Annotated in this window: 9 protein-coding genes; 2 read left to right on the forward strand and 7 right to left on the reverse strand. The window is 62.8% G+C overall.

The window, feature by feature from the left end; genetic code table 11:
* Positions 1–324 precede the first annotated feature (324 nt).
* Positions 325–9,138 (forward strand): T1SS-143 repeat domain-containing protein, encoded by an 8,814-nt coding sequence (locus AC07PQ_RS02035; protein WP_493184600.1) that lies wholly within the window; start codon positions 325–327, stop codon positions 9,136–9,138.
* A gap of 244 nt (positions 9,139–9,382) precedes the next feature.
* On the opposite strand, the gene AC07PQ_RS02040 is transcribed toward AC07PQ_RS02035, so the two are convergent.
* The 5 genes from AC07PQ_RS02040 to AC07PQ_RS02060 form a co-directional block, all read right to left on the reverse strand.
* Positions 9,383–10,099 (reverse strand): response regulator transcription factor, encoded by a 717-nt coding sequence (locus tag AC07PQ_RS02040; RefSeq protein WP_037035655.1) that lies wholly within the window; start codon positions 10,097–10,099, stop codon positions 9,383–9,385.
* A 571-nt stretch (positions 10,100–10,670) separates the two neighbouring features.
* Positions 10,671–12,068 carry a TolC family outer membrane protein gene (locus tag AC07PQ_RS02045; protein WP_037035653.1) on the reverse strand — a complete coding sequence of 466 codons (1,398 nt, stop codon included), beginning with the start codon at positions 12,066–12,068 and terminating at the stop codon, positions 10,671–10,673.
* A 3-nt stretch (positions 12,069–12,071) separates the two neighbouring features.
* On the reverse strand, positions 12,072–13,385 hold the full coding sequence (locus AC07PQ_RS02050) for an HlyD family type I secretion periplasmic adaptor subunit (protein ID WP_037035651.1): 1,314 nt from the start codon (positions 13,383–13,385) through the stop codon (positions 12,072–12,074).
* On the reverse strand, positions 13,378–15,153 hold the full coding sequence (locus tag AC07PQ_RS02055; protein WP_493184599.1) for a type I secretion system permease/ATPase: 1,776 nt from the start codon (positions 15,151–15,153) through the stop codon (positions 13,378–13,380). The genes AC07PQ_RS02050 and AC07PQ_RS02055 overlap by 8 nt, the downstream gene beginning before the upstream one ends.
* Before the next feature lie 478 nt (positions 15,154–15,631).
* Positions 15,632–16,525, reverse strand: a complete 894-nt coding sequence (locus tag AC07PQ_RS02060; protein ID WP_101338305.1) for a DMT family transporter — start codon at positions 16,523–16,525, stop codon at positions 15,632–15,634.
* A gap of 159 nt (positions 16,526–16,684) precedes the next feature.
* Here AC07PQ_RS02060 and AC07PQ_RS02065 point away from each other — a divergent pair, with 159 nt between their 5' ends.
* Positions 16,685–18,118, forward strand: coding sequence for an aminotransferase-like domain-containing protein (locus AC07PQ_RS02065; protein WP_274303651.1), 1,434 nt, complete (start codon positions 16,685–16,687; stop codon positions 18,116–18,118).
* Between the two features lie 176 nt (positions 18,119–18,294).
* Here the strand turns inward: AC07PQ_RS02065 and tagQ are convergent, their stop codons facing one another.
* Positions 18,295–19,236 (reverse strand): type VI secretion system-associated lipoprotein TagQ, encoded by a 942-nt coding sequence (tagQ, locus tag AC07PQ_RS02070; protein WP_493184598.1) that lies wholly within the window; start codon positions 19,234–19,236, stop codon positions 18,295–18,297.
* 143 nt (positions 19,237–19,379) lie between these two features.
* Complete coding sequence (locus AC07PQ_RS02075; RefSeq protein WP_037035649.1) at positions 19,380–21,044, reverse strand: formylglycine-generating enzyme family protein; 1,665 nt, start codon at positions 21,042–21,044, stop codon at positions 19,380–19,382.
* Between the last annotated feature and the right edge of the window lie 62 nt (positions 21,045–21,106).

Genomic DNA, 21,106 nt, shown 5'->3' on the forward strand with positions numbered 1-21,106 from the left:
GAAAGCGAGGGTGGCCTGGAAACCACCCGCGCTTTTTTTTGCGCGCCCATATGAGAACCGCGGCGAGCGCTCGAGCAGCCCGTCGAGCCGCTCGACGACGGCCTGTGGCCGCCATCGCGGGCTACCCCTGAAGCCCCCCTCAGGGTCCTGTTTGCGAGCACTGCTGCGCCTTATCCCGCGTCACTTCCTGAATAGGCTGAAACTCCCATCCTGCCTGGGAGTATCGGCCAATGCGCAACCTGCGCGACATCCCCATAGTGGTTGTATCTGCTAACAGAGGGCCGAGGTGCGGCCTCAACGACTGGAATTGCCCGGGAGAATGTCATGACTATTTCTAAAAAAACCCCATCCCCCACGAACGACCTGAGCGCTGACACCAGTACCGCTCTCTACCCCGTGTTCCCCAGCGCCGACACGCTGGCCGTCAGCACTGCCCAGGCGAGCAGCGCCTCGTCCATCCTGGTGACCGGTGCGAGCGTGACCCTGGACGAAACCAGCGGATTGCAGAACGCCACCGCCACGCCAAGCCCCGCGGGAGACGCTAACGACAATGACATCCTGTTGTCCGCCCTGCCCTCGACCTTCGCCACCCGCCTGAGCGCCCTTGGCGTCGGTACCGCCATGGACGCCGCCTTGAGTGGCTACACCGGTGCCGTGGGCAACACCGGCAGCAATGCCTTCACCCTCAACCTGACGCCCGGTACCAACATCCTCGATATCAAGTTCACCGACAGCCTGGGCGCGGCGCTCAACGGCCTGGACAGCGGGCTGGATACCCTCGATGGCACCAGCATCCTGCTGTATACCGATACCAACAACAACATCCTGCTGGGCCGGGCCGGAGGCCCTGCCGGCGCAATCGTGTTCGCCGCCTATATCGAGGAAACCGGATCGCCAGTCAGCGGCGGCAAGATCTGGACCGTGGAATATCAACCGCTCAAGCACCCGGACGCGAGTAACCCGGACGATGCCCTCAGCCTGCTGGACAAGGTGTTCGTCAGCACCCTCAAGGACGGATTCGACCTGACCAACGCCCCCTCCGGGCAGAACCTGTTCCTGATGTTCACGGGGTCGAACCCGACGGTGGTCAACGACGGCGGTGTGTTGCGGGTCAGCGATCCGACGATCATCGCCACCGGTAAAGACCCTGCGGACCAGTCATCGGGCGCCAACATCAACACCGGTGACACCGTCAATACCAGCCAGGGCGGTGGCCCGACCACCATTGGTACCAACAACCAGATGATCGTGGAACAGGAAGGCATCCGCCTGACCTTTGTCACCGGCGCCCGGCTGGATGTGACCGTTCCCAACCTGAGCCAGAACGAAGCCGACGTCGAAGCCAATATCGACTACACCGCGATGTTTAATGCGACGACGGCCAGTTTCGATGTCGTGCAGCTGCAAGGCGGCAAGACCGCGATGGTCAAGATCAGTGCCTACAGCACTGCGGTTGAAAGCGGCGTGAACTTCGTCAACGGCTATGCGAACGATACGTCGGTGGCCATCACCAATGTGCGCATCTTCGATAAAAGCACCGGGCTGGTGATCGAGAACTCCGACGGCTCGGTGAACGATCCGAACATTGCCATCAGCTTTACCGGCGGCGTGGCCACCATCACCGGCGTCAAGGCCGGCTACCAGATCGAATACACCACCAGCGCGAATCACAACCGCGTGCTGATCGAGAACGGGGCCGCCGTCAACGCCAGGGGCGATAACCACGCCGACTTCGATATCGGTGGTTTCTCGCTGCGCCACCCCTCCACGATCACCACCGAAATCGGCTCGAAGATGATCTTCGAGGACGATGGACCGACCGCGGCCGGGACCGCGGCGGCCGGCACCGTCGATGAGGACGGCCTGGCCAATGGCATCCCAGGCGGTGTCGGCGACGTGCCTGGCGAGGTCACCAGCGTCAGCGGCAGCGTGACCGCCATCTTCCAGTCCGGCGTCGATGTGCCACTGACTTACTCCTTGTCGAGCGACACCAGCGGCCTGCCGGCCCTGACTTCCGGCGGCGTCGCACTGGTGTACAGCGTGGTGGGCGACACCCTGACCGCCAAGGCGGGCACCGTCGATGTGTTCACCTTCAGCCTCAGCGCCGCCGGTGCCTATAGCTTTACCCTGCTGCAACCGCTGGATCATCCAGCGGGCAACGATGAAAACGACATCACCCTCAACCTGGGCACCCTGCTGAAGGCCACGGATAAGGACGGTGATACGGTGACGGCCGCGGCCGAGAAACTGGTGATCACCGTCGATGACGACACCCCCACCGCGACCGGCGTCGCCGCGACCGGAACCGTCGATGAGGATGGCCTGGCCAATGGCATTGCCGGCGGTGTCGGCGACGTGCCTGGCGAGGTCACCACGGCCAGCGGCACCGTCACCGGGATCTTCCAGTCCGGGGCCGATGTACCGCTGACTTACTCCCTGTCGAGCGACACCAGCGGCCTGCCAGCCCTGACCTCCGGTGGAGTGGCGCTGGTGTATAGCGTGGTCGGCGACACCCTCACCGCCAAGGCCGGCGCAACCGATGTATTCACCTTCAGCCTCAATGCTGCAGGTGACTACAGCTTTACCCTGCTGCAACCGCTGGACCATCCAGCCGGTAACGATGAAAACGACATTACCCTCAGCCTGGGCACCTTGCTGAAGGCCACGGATAAGGACGGTGATACGGTGACGGCCGCCGCCGAGAAACTGGTGATCACCGTCGATGACGATACGCCCACCGCCGCCGGAACCACCGAGGCTGGAACCGTCGATGAGGACGGCCTGGCCAACGGCATCGCTGGTGGTGTCGGTGACGTGGCGGGCGAAGCAACGACGGCCAGCGGCAATGTCACGGGCATCTTCCAGTCCGGGGCCGATGTACCGCTGAGCTATGCCCTGTCGAGCGATACCAGCGGCCTGCCAGCCCTGAGTTCGGGCGGAGTGGCCCTGGTGTACAGCGTCGCAGGTGACACCCTGACCGCCAAGGCCGGCGCGGTCGATGTATTCACCTTCAGCCTCAGCGCGGCGGGCGCCTACAGCTTCACCCTGCTACAACCGCTGGATCACCCGGCGGGCGACGATGAAAACGACATCACGATCAACCTGGGCGCGATGTTGCAAGCCACCGACAAGGATGGCGACACGGTAACCGCCGCGGCCGACAAACTGGTGATCACCGTCGATGACGACACCCCCACCGCGAATGGCACCGCTGGAGCCGGCACCGTCGATGAAGATGGCCTGGCCAACGGTATTGCCGGTGGTGTGGACGACGTACCTGGCGAAGCGACAACGGCCAGCGGCAGCGTCACGGCGATCTTCCAGTCCGGAGCCGACGTACCGCTGACTTACTCCCTGTCGAGTGATACCAGCGGTCTGCCAGCCTTGAGTTCAGGCGGAGTGGCGCTGGTCTACAGCGTTGCCGGTGACACCCTGACGGCCAAGGCCGGCGCGGTCGATGTATTCACCTTCAGCCTCAGCGCCGCCGGTGACTACAGCTTCAGCCTGCTGCAGCCGCTGGACCATCCAGCGGGCAACGATGAAAACGATATCACCCTCAACCTGGGCACCTTGCTGCAAGCCACGGACAAGGACGGCGATACGGTAACGGCCGCGGCCGAGAAACTGGTGATCACCGTCGATGACGACACGCCAACCGCCACCGGAACCGCCGAAGCTGGAACCGTCGATGAAGACGGCCTGGCCAATGGCATCGCCGGTGGTGTCGGCGATGTGCCCGGCGAAGCCACCACGGCCAGCGGCAATGTGACTGCAATCTTCCAGTCCGGTGCCGACGTGCCGCTGACTTACTCCCTGTCGAGCGATACCAGTGGCCTGCCAGCCCTGACGTCCGGCGGAGTGGCGCTGGTGTACAGCGTCGCCGGTGACACCCTCACCGCCAATGCAGGCGTGGGTGGCGCCGAGGTATTCACCTTCAGCTTCAGTGCCGCAGGTGCCTACAGCTTTACCCTCCTGCAGCCGCTGGATCACCCGGCGGGCGACGATGAAAACGACATCAGTCTCAACCTGGGCACCTTGCTGCAAGCGACGGACAAGGACGGCGATACGGTAACGGCTGCCGCCGAGAAACTGGTGATCACCATCGATGACGACACCCCAACCGCCACCGGCACCGCCGAAGCGGGCACTGTCGATGAAGACGGCCTGGCCAATGGCATCGCTGGTGGCGTCGGCGACGTGGCTGGCGAGGCCACCACCGCCAGCGGCGACGTCACGGGTATCTTCCAGTCGGGTGCCGATGTACCGCTGACTTACGCCTTGGCGAGCGATACCAGCGGTCTGCCAGCCCTGAGCTCGGGCGGAGTGGCGCTGGTGTACAGCGTCGCGGGTGACACCCTGACCGCCAATGCGGGCGTGGGTGGGGCCGAGGTATTCACCTTCAGCCTCAGTGCAGCGGGCGCCTACAGCTTCACCCTGCTGCAGCCACTGGACCACCCAGCGGGCAACGATGAAAACGACATCACCCTCAACCTGGGCACCTTGCTGCAAGCCACCGACAAGGACGGCGACACGGTGACGGCTGCCGCCGAGAAACTGGTGATTACCGTCGATGACGACACCCCAACCGCCACCGGCACCGCCGAAGCGGGCACTGTCGATGAAGACGGCCTGGCCAATGGTATTGCCGGTGGTGTCGGTGACGTGGCTGGCGAAGCCACGACGGCCAGCGGCAGTGTGACTGGCATCTTCCAGTCCGGTGCCGACGTGCCGCTGACTTACGCCTTGTCGAGCGACACCAGTGGCCTGCCAGCCCTGACGTCCGGCGGAGTGGCGCTGGTCTATAGCGTCGCGGGCGACACCCTGACCGCGAATGCGGGCGTGGGTGGGGCCGAGGTATTCACCTTCAGCCTCAGTGCCGCAGGCGCCTATAGCTTTACCCTGCTGCAACCGCTGGATCATCCAGCGGGCAACGATGAAAACGACATCAGTCTCAACCTGGGAACCCTGCTCCAGGCCACGGATAAAGATGGCGACACCGTGACGGCCGCGGCCGACAAGCTGGTGATCACCGTCGATGACGACACGCCAACGGCGAATGGCGCCGCTGGGGCCGGAACCGTCGACGAGGATGGCCTGGCCAATGGCATCGCCGGTGGCGTCGGCGACGTGGCGGGTGAAGCGACGACGGCCAACGGCAGCGTCACGGGCATCTTCCAGTCCGGGGCGGACGTACCGCTGACTTACGCCTTGTCGAGTGATACCAGCGGCCTGCCAGCGCTGAGTTCGGGCGGAGTCGCCCTTGTCTATAGCGTTGCCGGCGACACCCTGACGGCCAAGGCGGGCGTAACCGATGTATTCACCTTCAGCCTCAGTGCCGCCGGTGACTACAGCTTTACCCTGCTGCAACCGCTGGATCATCCGGCCGGTAACGATGAAAACGACATCACCCTCAACCTCGGCACACTACTGCAAGCCACGGACAAGGATGGCGACACCGTGACGGCCGCGGCCGAGAAACTGGTGATCACCGTCGATGACGACACACCTACAGCCGCCGGAACCGCGGAGGCCGGCACTGTCGACGAAGACGGCCTGGCCAACGGTATTGCCGGTGGTGTGGGTGACGTAGCCGGTGAAGCCACCAATGCCAGCGGCAGTGTGACCGGTATCTTCCAGTCCGGCGCCGACGTACCGCTGACTTACGCCTTGTCGAATGATACCAGCGGTCTGCCAGCCCTGACCTCCGGTGGAGTGGCGCTGGTGTACAGCGTCGCCGGCGACACGCTGACGGCCAAGGCCGGCGCAACCGATGTATTCACCTTCAGCCTCAGTGCCGCCGGTGACTACAGCTTCACCCTGCTGCAGCCTCTGGACCATCCAGCGGGCAACGATGAAAACGACATCACCCTCAACCTGGGTGCGATGCTGCAAGCCACCGACAAGGATGGCGATACGGTGACCGCCACTGCCGACAAGCTGGTGATTACTGTCGATGACGACACGCCAACCGCAAGCGGAACTGCCGCGGCCGGCACTGTCGATGAAGACGGCCTGGCCAATGGCATCGCCGGTGGTGTGGGTGACGTGGCTGGCGAAGCCACCAATGCCAGCGGCAGCGTGACGGCTATCTTCCAGTCCGGGGCCGACGTGCCATTGAGCTATGCCCTGTCGAGCGATACCAGTGGCCTGCCGGCCCTGAGTTCGGGTGGAGTGGCACTGGTCTACAGCATCGCTGGCGACACCCTGACGGCCAAGGCTGGCGCGGTCGATGTGTTCACCTTCAGCCTTAGCGCCGCCGGTGACTACAGCTTCACCTTGCTACAACCGCTGGATCATCCAGCCGGCAACGATGAAAACGACATCACCCTCAACCTGGGAACCCTGCTGCAGGCCACGGACAAGGATGGCGACACCGTGACCGCCGCGGCCGAGAAACTGGTGATTACCGTCGATGACGACACGCCAACCGCCGCCGGGACCGCCGCGGCCGGCACCGTCGATGAGGACGGCCTGGCCAACGGTATTGCCGGTGGCGTCGGTGACGTGGCCGGTGAGGCCACCGTGGCCAATGGCAGCGTCAGCGGTATCTTCCAGTCGGGTGCCGACGTACCGCTGACTTACGCCTTGTCGAGTGATACCAGCGGTCTGCCAGCCCTGACGTCTGGCGCAGTGGCACTGGTGTACAGCGTGGCGGGCGATACCCTGACGGCCAAGGCCGGCGCCGTCGATGTGTTCACCTTCAGCCTCAGCGCCGCGGGCGCCTACAGCTTCACCTTGCTGCAACCGCTGGATCATCCAGCCGGCAATGACGAAAACGACATCACCCTCAACCTGGGCACCTTGCTGCAAGCCGCCGACAAGGACGGCGACACGGTAACGGCCGCCGCCGAGAAACTGGTGATTACCGTCGATGACGACACGCCAACGGCGAATGGCACCGCCGCGGCCGGCACTGTCGACGAGGACGGCCTGGCCAACGGTATTGCCGGTGGCGTCGGTGACGTGCCTGGCGAAGCCACCACGACCAGCGGCAGCATCAGCGGTATCTTCCAGTCGGGTGCCGACGTACCGCTGACTTACGCCTTGTCGAGCGATACCAGCGGTCTGCCAGCCCTGACGTCTGGCGCAGTGGCGCTGGTGTACAGCGTGGCGGGCGATACCCTGACGGCCAAGGCAGGTGCCGTCGATGTGTTCACCTTCAGCCTCAGCGCCGCCGGTGACTACAGCTTCACCCTGCTGCAGCCGCTGGATCACCCAGCCGGCAACGATGAAAACGACATCACCCTCAACCTGGGCACCTTGCTGCAAGCCACGGATAAGGATGGCGATACGGTCACCGCGGCGCCCGGCAAGCTGGTGATCACCGTCGATGACGACACGCCAACGGCGAATGGCACCGCCGCGGCCGGCACCGTCGACGAGGACGGCCTGGCCAATGGCATCGCCGGGGGTATCGGCGACGTACCGGGCGAGATCACCACGGTCAGCGGCAACGTCAGCGGCATCTTCCAGTCCGGGGCCGACGTACCGCTGAGCTACTCCTTGTCGAGTAACACCAGCGGCTTGCCAGCCCTGAGCTCCGGCGGAGTGGCACTGACCTACAGCGTCCTGGGCAGCACCCTGACCGCCAAGGCCGGCGCGACTGACGTGTTCACCCTCAGCCTGACGGTAGCGGGTGCCTACACCTTCAGCCTGCTCCAGCCCCTGGATCACGCGGCCGGCAACGACGAGAACGACCTGACGATCAACCTGGGAACCCTGCTGCAAGCCACCGACAAGGACGGCGACACGGTGACCGCCGCGGCCGACAAGCTGGTGATCACCGTCGATGACGACACCCCGACCCTGGCCTTCGGCAACCTGATCGGCACCGGTACCGACCACGCGCAACAAGGCTACTGGGATATGGCGGCCGGCGCCGACGGGCTGGGTGCGACCGGCCTGGACATCTCGCTGGTGAACGGCCAGTTCACCCTGGTCCGGCCGGACGACACGACCACCACCGGCACCGGTACGCTGGTCGAGCAGTCGCCGTCACCGGACGCCAATGGCGCGTATCAGTTCGCGGGCACCTTGACCGGTGACTTCGACAACAACGCGGCAACGGCCAACACCACCGTCCACTACACGCTGACCGCCAACGCCAATGGCACCTATGCCCTGGATCTGGAGGAAGGCTTCCGTTCGACCATCGTCCTCAGCAGTGCCGACGGCTCGCTGGATGCCGGTGGCCCGGATCCGGTGCGTACGCTGACCATCGGCAGCGAGCATATCGTGTTCTTCGGCGCCAACCCGCTGGCTCCGGCAAGCGGAGCGAACAGCATCCTCACCGGTATCGGGCTTGGAGCGTCCGACCCTACCGAAGCACAGTTGCAGACCAACCCGCTACCGTCCTACATCGGCTCGGCGGCCTTGAACGTCAGCACGGCTGGCATCGGCATCGCCAACAACCTGCTCCAGGGCGACAACCAGGCGGCAATCGGCGCGGCCGATGAAAGCTTCGTGGTCAACCCGGAAAGTCTGCTGACAAGCATGAAGGTGTTTATCGACAACTCCGTGGGCGGGTACAACACGGCCACCGAGGACCTGTACTACAGGGTCTTCTACGAAGATGGCACCTTCTCCAACCTCATCGAGGTCAATACCCTGACGCCAGAGGCTGGTGGACAGGTGTCCTTCACCGTCGAGCAATCGGCTACATCGTTGATCGATGCGGTCCAGCTGACGATGGCCCGGGGCGAGATCAAGATCCCGACGATCGAGTTCACCCACGAGACCGAGAGCCTGGCCAGCGACGTCAAGCTGGCGTTCAACGCGACGGTGACGGACAAGGATGGCGACACGGCGACCAGCGCGTTCGACGCCAACCTGTTCGCCAACGACACGACCGACGTGCTCTTCGACTTCAGGCTGGTGGGCACCACGGGTGAACGGGATGCCTTCAACATCGACCTGTCGGCCGCCGAGAACCAGTACCAGGTCACAGGCTTCGATGCCGGAGCCGGCCAGCGCGATGCAGTGGTGCTCATTGGTGACGCGGGGGCCGTTGTGCAGTCGATCAACAATGCCGGCGCCGACAGCATCGTGACGGTGGCCGAGACGGGCGGACAGATAACGACCATTACCCTGGTCGGAGTCGATCTGCTCAATACCGACATTGTGATGGGCAGCGTCTGAAACCTCGCACAGGCGAATGAAAGCGAGGGTGGCCTGGAAACCACCCTCGCTTTTTTTTGCCGCTACCGTCCGAAACGCTCTCACTCGCCTCCACGCCAAACGCCCAGGCAGCCCAAGGCTCACAGAACACGGCGACATGCCTGCGCATTCATGGGGCAGGAAACGACAAGAACGGCATCACCCTCGATCCGGGCAGCCTGGACAGCGACAAGGACAGCCACAGGGCTGGCTTGTCTTGATCAGCTCATTTCAGTTCCACCCACGTGGAGTCGGGCGGTTCTTCATTATCGGTGAGCCCGTGCTTGAGCGCGTACATCAGCAAGTCGATGCGGTTGATCAGGTTGAGCTTCTGATAAATGTTGCTGAGGTGGTTGTGTACGGTGTGCTCACTGATGCCCAGGCGCTCGGCGATGCTCATGTATTTGGCGGACGGGTCGCCGACGATGGCGCGAATCAGTTCCCGCTCGCGCAATGTCAGCCGCGCCTGCTTCGCCTGTTCCAGGTTGCATCGCACGGGTACATGCCGGGTCGCGGCATAGCCGGAAAGCCCGCCGGACCAGGCACGGTCCAGCCCGACGTCGTAATGGTGGACCTTGATGATGGCCCGGACGATCGACTCCGTCGGGTCTTCCGCCAGCACAATGCCGCGCGCGCCCGCCTCGATCACCTGGGCAACCGGAACGGATTCGTACAGGCCCTTGAGCACCAGCAGTTTGATTTCCGGGCTGCGGGTCAGCCCTGCGACGACCTCCAGGGGGTTCAGCGCATCCGGAAAGAAACTGAAAAAGATCACATTGGGACGCAGCTGATCGGCAAGGTCCAGCGCATTGGTGTAGGTGGTGGCCTGGCCACTCACCTCCATCCGGGGCCTCCTCGCATTGATCAAATCATGGAGCCCCATAAGCACGAGGGGGCGGCAATCGATCAGCATCACGCGTATCGTTTTTGTATGGTCTGGCATGATCTTCCTGCCTCCCCTTGAAAAACGATGACCTTCATACGCGTTGGCCTTCCTTGATCGGCCACTCGCTCTTGAAGGACGGATGCGAGCGCCGAAAGGCTCTGAAACGTGCCCGCCCGGGTCTTGGCGACCCGGGGTGCAGGCAGAAATTGCGGAGGTTTCCCACAGCCGGGCAAAGCTATCGAAACGGCATAAATAAGAATAACTATCAATAGTTTGCACGTGTCGCAGGGCGTCCGCGAGCCCTCAATTGAGTCTAGGCCAGCCCACTGCGCTGCCTGCCAACCCATCCGTCGGTCTTCGACCCAAGCCTGGTGCGGGCTGCTGGGCCGAGGTTCCCCTGGGGCGCCCTATCCCCCGCAAATCAAGCTCTTAGGCTCGCCACGAGCGAGCCGCGGGCAAAGTCGGATCCAACCAGGCTCGTCAAGTAACAGACGAATGGCGCGCAGATAAGCCTGTACGTAATGAGAGCGTCAATTTATCGACGGATCCGGCAGCACCATGGATCGCTGGCTCAAGCCGATCCTCTGCGCAAGCGACTCTTCAGCCGGGGCAGAAATGCCCCGGCGTTTTACTCCTGGTCCTCGATGCCAACGCCCATGGCCTGGCCGGCGCTACCGGGACTCAGCCAGGCATTCACATTCTCGACACTTTCGACCGGTGGTTTTCCCGCCCAGCGATTGAGGGTGAAGACGTTGCTGAGGAACTCGTATTGCGTCTTGAGCAGGTCGCGCCGGGCGCGGAACTCGTTGCGCACGCTGGTCAGTACATCGACGGCGTTGACCATGCCGTAGCTCAGCCCCTTCTCCGCCGCCACCCTGGACAGCTGTGCCGAGGCCAGGGCCGAACGACTGGCGTCGATCTTTTCGCCGTTCGAATTGGCGGTCAGGTAGGCGCTGGTGATCTCCTTGACCACCCGGCGCCGGATCGCTTCCAGCTGCTGCTCGGCGACCAGTTGGTCCTGGTAGAGCCCACGGACCCGCGCCGAGGTCGAGCCACCGCTGTACAGCGGCACCTGAACGCCGATACCGGCGACATAGCTGTCGGTGCGGGGCGCCAGGGTATTGTTGTAGCCCTCGTTGGTCTGTTGCGCGCTGAGGTTCAGGCTCACCGTCGGATAGTGCCCGCCCTTGCCACTGCGCAACGCTGCGTTCGCAGCTTCGGCGCCGCTTTCGCTGGCCTTGAGCGTCGGGTTCAGCTCCATGCCATCGCGCACCCAGGACTCCAGGCTCTGCGCCGAAACCCGCAGTTGCGCGCCATCGCGAATCCGGTTGAGCTTCTCCTTGACCGGCCGGCCGACGAGCTCCGCCAGCGCCTCGCGACTGATGCGGGCCTGGTTGCGGGCATCCAGTTCCTGGGCCGCGAGCAGGTCCACCCGGGCCTTGAGGTCGAGCTGGTCGGTAATCATCGCCATCTGCTTTTCGTACAACGCGTTGACCCGGTCCAGGCTCTTTTGCGTGGTCCGGCGCTCGGCCCTCACCAGCTCCAGCTCATCCTCGGCCGCCAGCGCGGTGAAGTAACGCCGCGCCAGCTCCACCGCGGCCTCGGCCTGGGCGTCCAGCGCTTCGGACTCGGACTGCTTGGCCAGGCTCTTGAACTTCTGGTAGTTCTCCCACGCGGCCTTGTTGTAGAGGTACTGGCGCAGCACCAGGCTGTAGCTTTCGCTATCGAAGCTGCGCTGCTGTATCAGGTCGTTTTCCTGGTGGATCCGGTTCGCCCCGGCATTCAGCGACAGTTGCGGCAACAGCGACCCCAGCGCCTCGCGTTGATGTTCCTTGCCGGCCTGCGCTTGCGCAAAAGAGGCCAGGACCTGTGGATCTTCCAGCCGCGCCTCGCGGTACAGCTGCATGAGGTCGGTGGAATAGGTCGAGGCATTGACCCCGGTTGATGTTCCTGCAGCGGTTTGCGCCAAGGCGGCCCCCGCTGCCAGCATGAATGCACTCCCTAGCAGAATTGACGACGCTCCCACGGATCACTCCTCGATCATTGATTGAGACATCACATCCCTGGCCGGCTGCATCAGGTACTGCAACAGCGTGCGCTGCCCAGTGACGATCAACACGTCCGCCGGCATCCCCGGCAACAACTTGCGCTCCCCCAAGGTGCGCACGCCGTGCTCGGTGACCCGGACCCGCGCCAGGTAATAGGCGGTCCCGGTCTTTTCGTTGGTCAGCCGGTCGGCCGAGACGCTGCTGACCTCGCCTTCGATCACCGGCGTGGTCGAGCTCTTGAACGCGCCGAAACGGATATCGGCGCGCTTGCCGATGGCGACACGGTCGATGTCCACCGGCGCCACCTGGGCCTCGATGACCAGTTCCGACACCGAGGGCACGATGTCCAGCAAGGGCGTCGCCGAACGCACGACACCGCCAATGGTGTGCACCGTCATGCCAATCACCATGCCCGCGTCGGGGGCGCGGATGACGATACGGCTGAGGCGGTCTTCCAGGGCCGAGTTCTTCTCTTGCAGGTCGTAGATCTTGGTCTGCACCTCGGCCAGTTGCTTGGCCACGTCGGAATCGAAATCCTTGTCGACCTGGAGGATCTGCAACTGGGTTTCGTTGATCTGCAGACGGATCCTGTCGATGGTGGAACGGTGATCGGCCACCTCCGACCTGAGCATCCCCAGCTTGCGGTCCTGCTCGAGCAGGCGTTGCTTGTCGACGAACCCCTGCTTGAGCAGGTCGGACAATTCACCGATTTCGCCGCTGTAGGATTTCTCAAGGCGCACCTTGACCGCGATCATCGACTCCAGGCCCTTGATCTGCTGGTGCAATTGGCCGATGCGCTCGCGCAGCACCGCGATCTGGCCCAGCCGCGAGCCCCGCCGTGCGTTGAATACCTGGGTCTCACCCTGGCGCGCCTCCTCTCCCCGCACGCTGGCGGGATCGCTCATCGGCCCGAAGTCGATCGCCGGCAACCCATCGCGCTCGGCAATCAGCCTCGACTCCATGGCCCTGGCCGCGATCAGCAGGCTTTGGGTCGCCTCGTACTCGGAGCGCAGCTGGGCATCGTCGAGGATGATCAGCGGATCGTCACGCTTGACGATGTCGCCATCATGGGCCAACACCGATTTGACGATGCCGCCTTCCAGGTGCTGGACCGTCTTGCGGTAAGTCTGCACGGTGACCACCCCCGGCGCGTAGGCGGCACCGTCCAGGGGCGCGAGTGCCGCCCAGGTGCCGAACAGGCCGAAGGTCACGCCGACAATGCCCATGCCCAGGCGGTGGGCCTTGCGATCGGACACCGGTAGGTCGGAAAAGCTTTCGATTTGACGACTAGGCATAGGATTCACCGCCATCGTCCTTGCGAGCATCGATCGACGCCACGTTGGTCATCACCGGTACTGGCCCGGCATGTTTGGGTACCGGCGGTTGCTGCCCGCTGAGTTCGGCCAGGACTTCCTCACGCGGCCCGTAAAGGCCGACCATCCCGGCTTTCATCACCAGCAGCCGGTCGAGTTGCGACACGATGTTGGTGCGGTGGGTAATCACGAACAGGGTCGCGCCGGTGTGCTTGATCTGCCCGATGGCGGCCGCCAGGGCACGATCGCCGACCTCGTCGAGATTGGAATTGGGTTCGTCGAGAATGATCAGCCGCGGGTTGCCGTACAGCGCGCGGGCCAGCCCGATGCGCTGGCGCTGCCCTGCCGAGAGCATGAAGCCCTCGCTGCCGATGACGGTGTCGTAGCCATCGGGCAACAGCAGGATCATTTCGTGGACGCCAGCGGTCCTGGCGGCCTGGATGACCTTCGCCGAATCGATCTCGGCGAAGCGGGCGATATTCTCGCCGATGCTGCCCTCGAACAATTCGATGTCCTGGGGCAGGTAACCGATATACGGGCCAAGCTCATGCTTGTCCCAGGTGCTGATGTCCGCGCCATCCAGCCGGACCACCCCATGCTGCGGCGGCCAGACGCCGATCAGCGCCCTGGCCAGGGTCGACTTGCCCGAGGCGCTCGGGCCGATGATGCCCACCACGCAACCGGCCGGTACGCTGAAACTGATGTTCTTGAGGATCGGGGTACTGGAGCCTGGTGCCGTGACAATCAGGTTCTCGACCTGCACCTGGCCCTCAGGCGCGGGCAAGGACAGACGCTCGGGTTGCGCCTGTTGCTTGCCAAGGATGTCATTCAAGCGGTTGTACTGCGAACGGGCCGCGATAAAGCCCTTCCAGCTGCCGATCATCAGGTCGATGGGCGCCAGTGCCCGCCCCAGCAGCACGGCCCCGGCGAACACCAGGCCGGCCCCCACCTGATGGTCCACCGCCAGGTAGGCCCCCAGGCCCAGCACCAGCGATTGCACCAGCAGGCGGAAAGTCCGCGAAAGCGTGGTGACCATGCCGCCCCGGTCGCTCGCCAGGGATTGCAGCAGCAGAACGTTTCTTTGCCGGCGCCCCCAGCGATCCATCAAGGTTTCCAGCATGCCCATGGACTCGATGACTTCGGCGTTGCGCAGGTTCTTGGTGGTATGGAGGGTCGCGCCGATATGCTCCCTGTTGGCCTGGGCCAGTACCGGCCCCGTGAGCTTCTCGTTGACGAAGGCGAGCACTATCAACAGCAACGCGCTGCCCGTCGCGACCCAGCCGAACCAGGGGTGGAACAGGAACATCACGGCGATATAGATCGGCAGCCAGGGTGCGTCGAAAAAGGCGAACAGACCGCTGCTGGAAAGAAACTGGCGCAAGCCCGTCAGGTCGTTGAGCGACTGGGCCGAGGCATCCATGCCGCCGCTGTCCAGGGCCCGTTTGAAACTGGCCTTGTAGACCTGACGACTGAGCAGCACATCCAGCCGGGTACTGACCCGGACCATGATGCGCGAACGAACCCATTCCAGGGAGCCGAGGGTGATCACCAGCAGGGTCATGATCAACGTCAACATGGTCAGGGTGGTCAGGCTGCCGCTGGTCATCACCCGTCCATACACCTGAAGCATGTAGAAGGTCGGGACCAGCATCAGCGCATTGATGAAGAAACTGAAAAAGCCGACGAAAACAAAGCTGTCTCTACAGACCTTCAACGCATTTTTCAGACTGTTTTCTGGTGTGCTTTGCATTGAAACCTCTGCTCGAAAGGCCAGCCTTTGTGGAGCTTAGATCACCCCGGACAGCTGCGCGCAGCCATTGGCCGGATCGCCTCGGGCACCCGCAATGCCCCCGGCAACGGCCAGACGGGCAAGCACGCGCAAGCGCCCCGCAGTTTGGAAACCAGAGGGCTCTGGCACGGGCTTTTGGCGCCATAGTGGGCAGATTGTAGGAGGCTGCTGCAGGGGCGCCGCGGGATGCCGGGACAGGCCTTCCAGGCGCGCGACAAGTTCGCCGCACACCTGCTCCGTCCTGGAGAATCCGATTGTCGGTAGCGACAGCTGCAATGCGCGCAGCGCCTGGGTATCCCGATGAGTCTAGTTACTGGATTGGCCGGCCGGCCTTGCGATGACCAGCGGTGTGCTCGTAGCGGATAACAGGTACGCGGGAGGAGGAGCTTCTATCTGCAAGCGGCTGATTTCGATCGGAGGGCTGCGGGCCAGAGATTGGTTATCTGCGCCATCCGCGAAGCCGTTCTACCGGCAATTTGGTGATGGCAAAGCCTGCCAGCAGCAGCATCGAATAGAGGATCAACTGTCGAGAGATGGGCGTGCCTTCGTACCAGGCGCCGATAAGGACGGCGAATACTGGAAAGATGATGAATACGAACGACAGAATGACCGGGCTCAAGCGCTTGAGCAGGAAAAAATAGACAATGAAGCCGCCCACGGAAGCCACCAGACCGAGATAGGTCAATGCCAGCCAGGAGCGCTGCGTCACGCTGGCAAGATCGGGATGCTCCAGCACCAAGCCAGTCATGAACAGCCCCAGCCCGGCAATGCCGATCGGTAGAGTATTGAATGTAATGACCCCTATCTCGGCACCTCTCTGCTTGGTAATGACATAGCAAAGAGCGTGCATCACCGCCGCGATCAGGATAGCGATCACTCCGAAAAGCTCCGAGTAATCGAGATGCAGTCCCTGTGTCTTGATAATCATGAACAAGCTGCCGAAGCCAATGGCTATGCCGACAACTTGCGAAAAAAATATCTTTTCTCTCAAGAAGATGGACGAAAAGATCAGGATGAAGACCGGCATGCTGCTGAACAAAAGTGCCGTCAGCCCGGAAGCAACATACTGCTCGCCGTAATTCAGCAGGTAATACGGCAAGCTGAAGTAACACAGGGTGACGAAGATGAAAAACCCGAAGTTCTTGCGGGGGAAAAATATCGATTCGCGCCGTACCCACGCAAACCCGAGGAACAGCGGAAAGGCGATCAAAAAACGCAAACCTGCAGATGTCAGTGGTGGCACGCTCTCCACCGCTATCTTGATGCCAAGCCATGTGGTCCCCCAACTGAGACAAACCACAAGAAAGAGCAATGTGGTGACCAAGCCCGCCATCCATCTCCCTGCTGCAGGTTGATCCTGCACACCTACGCTAATTGACATGTTTTTATTTGGCTCTTAAGGTAAGTTCTTTAAGATTGATCTGATTTATTCGCAAGAATATTCTTATCAACTCAACTCATTGACTCGATATCAGGTTAATTTGAGGAAAATATGTCTGTCAAACCCGTTATTGACACCGATTCAATCTTCAAGAATGCCCTACGAGATGGCCCTGGGCCTAAGTACATGCGGCTTGCTCAGGGCATAGAGCAGGCCATCAACAACGGCGCTATCGGACAAGGCCTCAAACTTCCGCCACATCGCATCCTTGCCGACAAGATTGGCGTTACTGCCGGAACAGTCAGTCGAGCCTATTCAGAATTGGAGCGCATGGGGCTGGTCATGGCGCGGGTGGGCGATGGCACCTTTGTTCGTGCATGCGAGCAGGAACGTTCTCGCGATGTCGGCTTCCGCAATTTCATCGAGGCGCCGGATGAATGCCACGATATGAGTCGCAACATGCACATCCCCGGAATGGAAGCCACGCTGCTGGCGCGCACGATGGCGCAGTTGTCAGGAGATGTGGAGCGGCTGCAGGAATTGATGCTCTACACGCCAGATACGGGTATTCAGCGCCACCGGCAAGCGGGCGCCCAATGGCTGGCGCATGGCAACTTCAGGTCATCGGCCGAGCAGATCCTCTGCGTTAATGGCAGCCAGCACGGCCTGCTGACCGTCCTCATTGCAATGCTGCGTGCTGGAGACACGCTGGTCACAGAACACCTCACCTATCCAGGCCTCATCAGCGTCGCTCGATTTCTGGGTATCAAGGTCCTGGGTATAGAAATGGATGAGGAAGGGTTGATCCCTGCATCGCTTGCTGAGATTTGCAGCATCAATCGAGTCTCCGCCTTGTACTGCACGCCGACGATACAGAATCCGACGACAGCGATTCTCAGCCCCGAACGCCGTAAAGAAATTGCGCAGATATGCCGCGAACACAATGTGCTGATCATCGAGGACGAAACCCATGGCGTGCTGATGCAGGACAGGCCAATACCAATCAGCATGTACGCACCTGAGCGCGGGATCATCATCAGCAGCTTGAGCAAAGGAGTAGCCGCGGGGCTTCGGGCTGGATATGTCCATGTACCGCAGGCATTGGTAGGGCGCCACGCCGCAGCGATTCGCAACAGCTGCTGGATGGCCTCGCCACTGCCCCATGAGATCGCCTGCCTCTGGATTGAAGATGGCACTGCACGCTCACTGTTGCATCAGCAGATAGCGGAAATGGAGCGCCGTAAGCAGGCGGTCGAAAAACTACTGCAAGGACTGACCTACCGAACCCATCAATACAGCCCTCACTTCTGGATCGAGGTACCGGCTCCCTGGCGCGCATCGGAAATCGAGCACTCACTACGCCAGCGCAATCACCTGATCTCGATCGCCGATGCATTCAGCATCGGTAAAGGCACAGTTCCACAATTCGTCCGCGCGAGCGTCAGTAACGCCTCTGGCGGTGATCAGGCACTCCACGATGGGTTCGCAATGCTCGCCCAGGTGCTGCGCCACGGCGTCAATCAAGAGTCGCCAATGCTCCTATAGTGTGATGCCTAGTTCGATGAGCAAGGACTCCAAAAACAGACAGAATTTGACTTAAAACCACTGTTGGACAGAGGCCCGTCACTTCCTGACCAGAGCCCTCGACCAGGCGATCAACGTGACGAGCCAGATACCTGCCGGCGATGGCCATAGACAGGATCCCGCTGCCCCTTCCCGCATCAGGCTTTCGAGCAGGCAGGCGGTGCCCAGTCACCCATGTCGGGGTTGCTGCACACGTCGTTGACCATGGTCTGGCCACGAGCAGCGATTTTCTGGCCTTCCGCACGCTTGGCCGTGGCTTGCTGCAAGGTGCGCTCGGTGGTGACGGCTTCCTTGGGCACATTCGTCTTCGTCGCTGGCTTGGCGCTGGCCTTCTTGCGGGTCGACGCCTTCTTGTCGGTGGCGGCCGGCGGCTTCACGGCGGCTACCTGAGCGACGTCCTGGCGTTGCACACCGACCGTCTGCAAGTCTTTCTCATAGGCTTGGGTGTAGACATCGATGCTCTCGCCGGCACGCCCATCCACGGCGGCCATCAGCTCGTTGGTTTCCTTCAGGCCGCTGACGATCTCGGCCAAGCGCAGGCGCCCTTCGCTGTCGCCGATCTTCTTCGCCTTGCGCGCATTGAGCAGTGAGGTGAACTCACGCTGGTAGCAGTTCTGTGCGGTACGGGTGTAGCTGATGCTGCGGTCGATTTCGCCGGTACTCTGGTCGAAGTCGCTGGCGTAGGAAGCAATGCGCGCACGGTCGTCGCTGATCTGCTTCTGGCGTTCGCTGTAGTAGCCGGTCGCGCCCCCGACCAGAGCCCCGGCGGCAGCGCCTATCAGGGCATTGCGACCGGCATCGCCGCTATTGCCGACCAGGGCCCCGGTCAGGCCGCCGAGCAGGCCACCGGCGATGGCGCCAGTGGCCACCGACTTGGTCATCGACTTGTCGGAACTGCGCAGCTGGCTGACCGGCTCATAGCATTGCGGGTAGTACTCGACCTTGGTTTGGGCCGCGACCTTCGAGCTTGGAGCCCCGAAGCCCGCGCATCCGCTCAGCAGCAGGGCGCAGCAGGCCACGCCAGGCAACGGCAGGGTACGAGCCAGGATCGAAACGCAGTTCTTGAGTGAAGTATCCATGGTCGTGTCTCTCCTTGTTTTGTGGGTCAATTCCGTTTCGGCTTCGCGCAGAGCGGGCTGCGTCCAGCGTGAGCGAAGCCTGCCGACGCTACATCCAGCCTAGCTGGTCTTCGCCGCCACCGACGACCGTTCCGACACCCTGCTCAGGGTGCAAGAAGCTCCTTCAGGATCGTCTCCGGATCGGCTCGGTGCTGCTGGCGAAACTGCCCCACATGCCTGACGAAAAGCGTGGCACGGGCCATGAGGCTTTTTCCCAGCACCGGTTTGTGATTGAGCTCTTCCCGGGTCCGCTGGAACTGCGTCTGGATCACCTCGTCGGTGTAGCGCGTTCCGGTCGCCAGGTTGTCGATGTAGATCGCCAGGGCCCCCTCGAGCGCACTGCGCCCATTGGCGATGGCCGTTTCATAGAGCTTGGCGGTGGCTTCGTCCTGGGAGGCCCGCGCCTGATCGCGATCCTTCTTCAGGTTGGTCAGGCGAATGTTGTAGTTGTTGACGGTCTCGGCCACCAGGGCCGCCGACTGGATCAGGTTGCCTGCGGCCTCCTCGCGCTGCCGGGCGATCAGCGACACATTGCGCTTGAGCTCTTCGTTCACCCGCGCCAGGCGGGCCTGCAGGTTCGGGTCGGTGCTGCTGGCGATGAGACTATCGAGTAATTGGGTCGGGTCTTCGGCAGCCTCGATTTCATCGGTCAGGCCTGCCAGGCGGCCCTCCTTCTGCCACTGCTCGAACAGCTCATCAAAGCGTGAGCGCGGTGCCGACAACGCGCCCAGGGCCACCCGGAAACCGGTGGTGGCGTTGCGCTGTTCGCTGCCGTCGGCGGCGAACAGCGGGTATTCGCGGCGCATGCCGGTGAACAGCGTCAGCTCGCCTTCCAGGTAGTTGCCGCCCTTGACCACAAAACCGCCGTAACTGCCCTGGCGGCGGCCGGCGTGGACCAGTTGGAAGGACTCCTGGACCATCTCCGCGGCATTGCCGATCACGTCGAACAGTCCCAATGGATTGGGCTTTTTCAGCCCGACCGGCAATAGCCGCGCGCCCTGCCCCGTGCCCCCGGCGACCTGGCTGAACACCGCCCAGTCCCCTAGCGGGCCATCGCTGTCGCTGCCTTGCACCTTGCGCGGAAACAAGCGCGCCTCCAGCGCCTGGCGGCTGACCGCATGGCCACCGCGGGCGGCGAATTCCCACTCCACTTCGGTCGGCAGACGGACGAAGCCCATCCCGCCGTCCTCGGCCGCTTTGCCGCGACCGCTGACCGGCAACCGGTCGCGGTGGTGCTTGAGCAACCAGGCGCTGTACACCGCGGCAAAGCGCTCGGCCTCGAGGCGCGACAGCTTGACCTTGGGCAAGCGCGCGGACATGTCGCTCATGGGGGCGCAGGCCGGTGCCTCGCCCTGTCCCGCCAAGGCCGCCTCCTGGGCCATGACCAGGGCGTATTGGCGCTCGGTGACCTCGTATTTGCCGACAAAATAGAACATCGGCTTGAGCAGGCTGTCGGCCTCGCTCTTGGGCAGGGTCGGGGCGATTCTGGCTTGCCAGTCGGCCGGCAGGTCGTCGAGGACGAACTGACCGTTGATGTAGTCGCGCCGGTAACCGGAGATGAAGGATTGCCGGTAGCCCGGATCGTCATCGCTGAAGGGGTAGCCGAGATTGACCTCACGGTCGTCCAGGGTGCCCTTGGCGAGGACATAGACATAGCGGAACACCAATTCGCCTTCGCAGGGCAGCGGCAGGCTGAGGTCATCGGGCAGCGGTTTCGGGTTATCCGCAGGGGCGTCCTGCGCCTGCGCCGCGCCGGCCAGCGCCAGCATGACCAGAGCCCTCAGCCAGACTAAGCCCCTCAGCCAGACCAGGCCCTTCAGACAGACCAGGC

Source organism: Pseudomonas sp. GW821-FHT09E12 (assembly GCF_059416085.1).

Bases quoted from the DNA above. Each gene is read 5' to 3' on its own strand.
- AC07PQ_RS02050 (WP_037035651.1), bottom strand. From the start codon at position 13,385: ATGCCTAGTCGTCAAATCGAAAGCTTTTCCGACCTACCGGTGTCCGAT.
- AC07PQ_RS02055 (WP_493184599.1), bottom strand. From the start codon at position 15,153: ATGCAAAGCACACCAGAAAACAGTCTGAAAAATGCGTTGAAGGTCTGT.
- AC07PQ_RS02065 (WP_274303651.1), top strand. From the start codon at position 16,685: ATGTCTGTCAAACCCGTTATTGACACCGATTCAATCTTCAAGAATGCC.
- AC07PQ_RS02075 (WP_037035649.1), bottom strand. From the start codon at position 21,044: ATGCTGGCGCTGGCCGGCGCGGCGCAGGCGCAGGACGCCCCTGCGGAT.
- tagQ (WP_493184598.1), bottom strand. From the start codon at position 19,236: ATGGATACTTCACTCAAGAACTGCGTTTCGATCCTGGCTCGTACCCTG.
- AC07PQ_RS02035 (WP_493184600.1), top strand. From the start codon at position 325: ATGACTATTTCTAAAAAAACCCCATCCCCCACGAACGACCTGAGCGCT.
- AC07PQ_RS02060 (WP_101338305.1), bottom strand. From the start codon at position 16,525: ATGGCGGGCTTGGTCACCACATTGCTCTTTCTTGTGGTTTGTCTCAGT.
- AC07PQ_RS02040 (WP_037035655.1), bottom strand. From the start codon at position 10,099: ATGCCAGACCATACAAAAACGATACGCGTGATGCTGATCGATTGCCGC.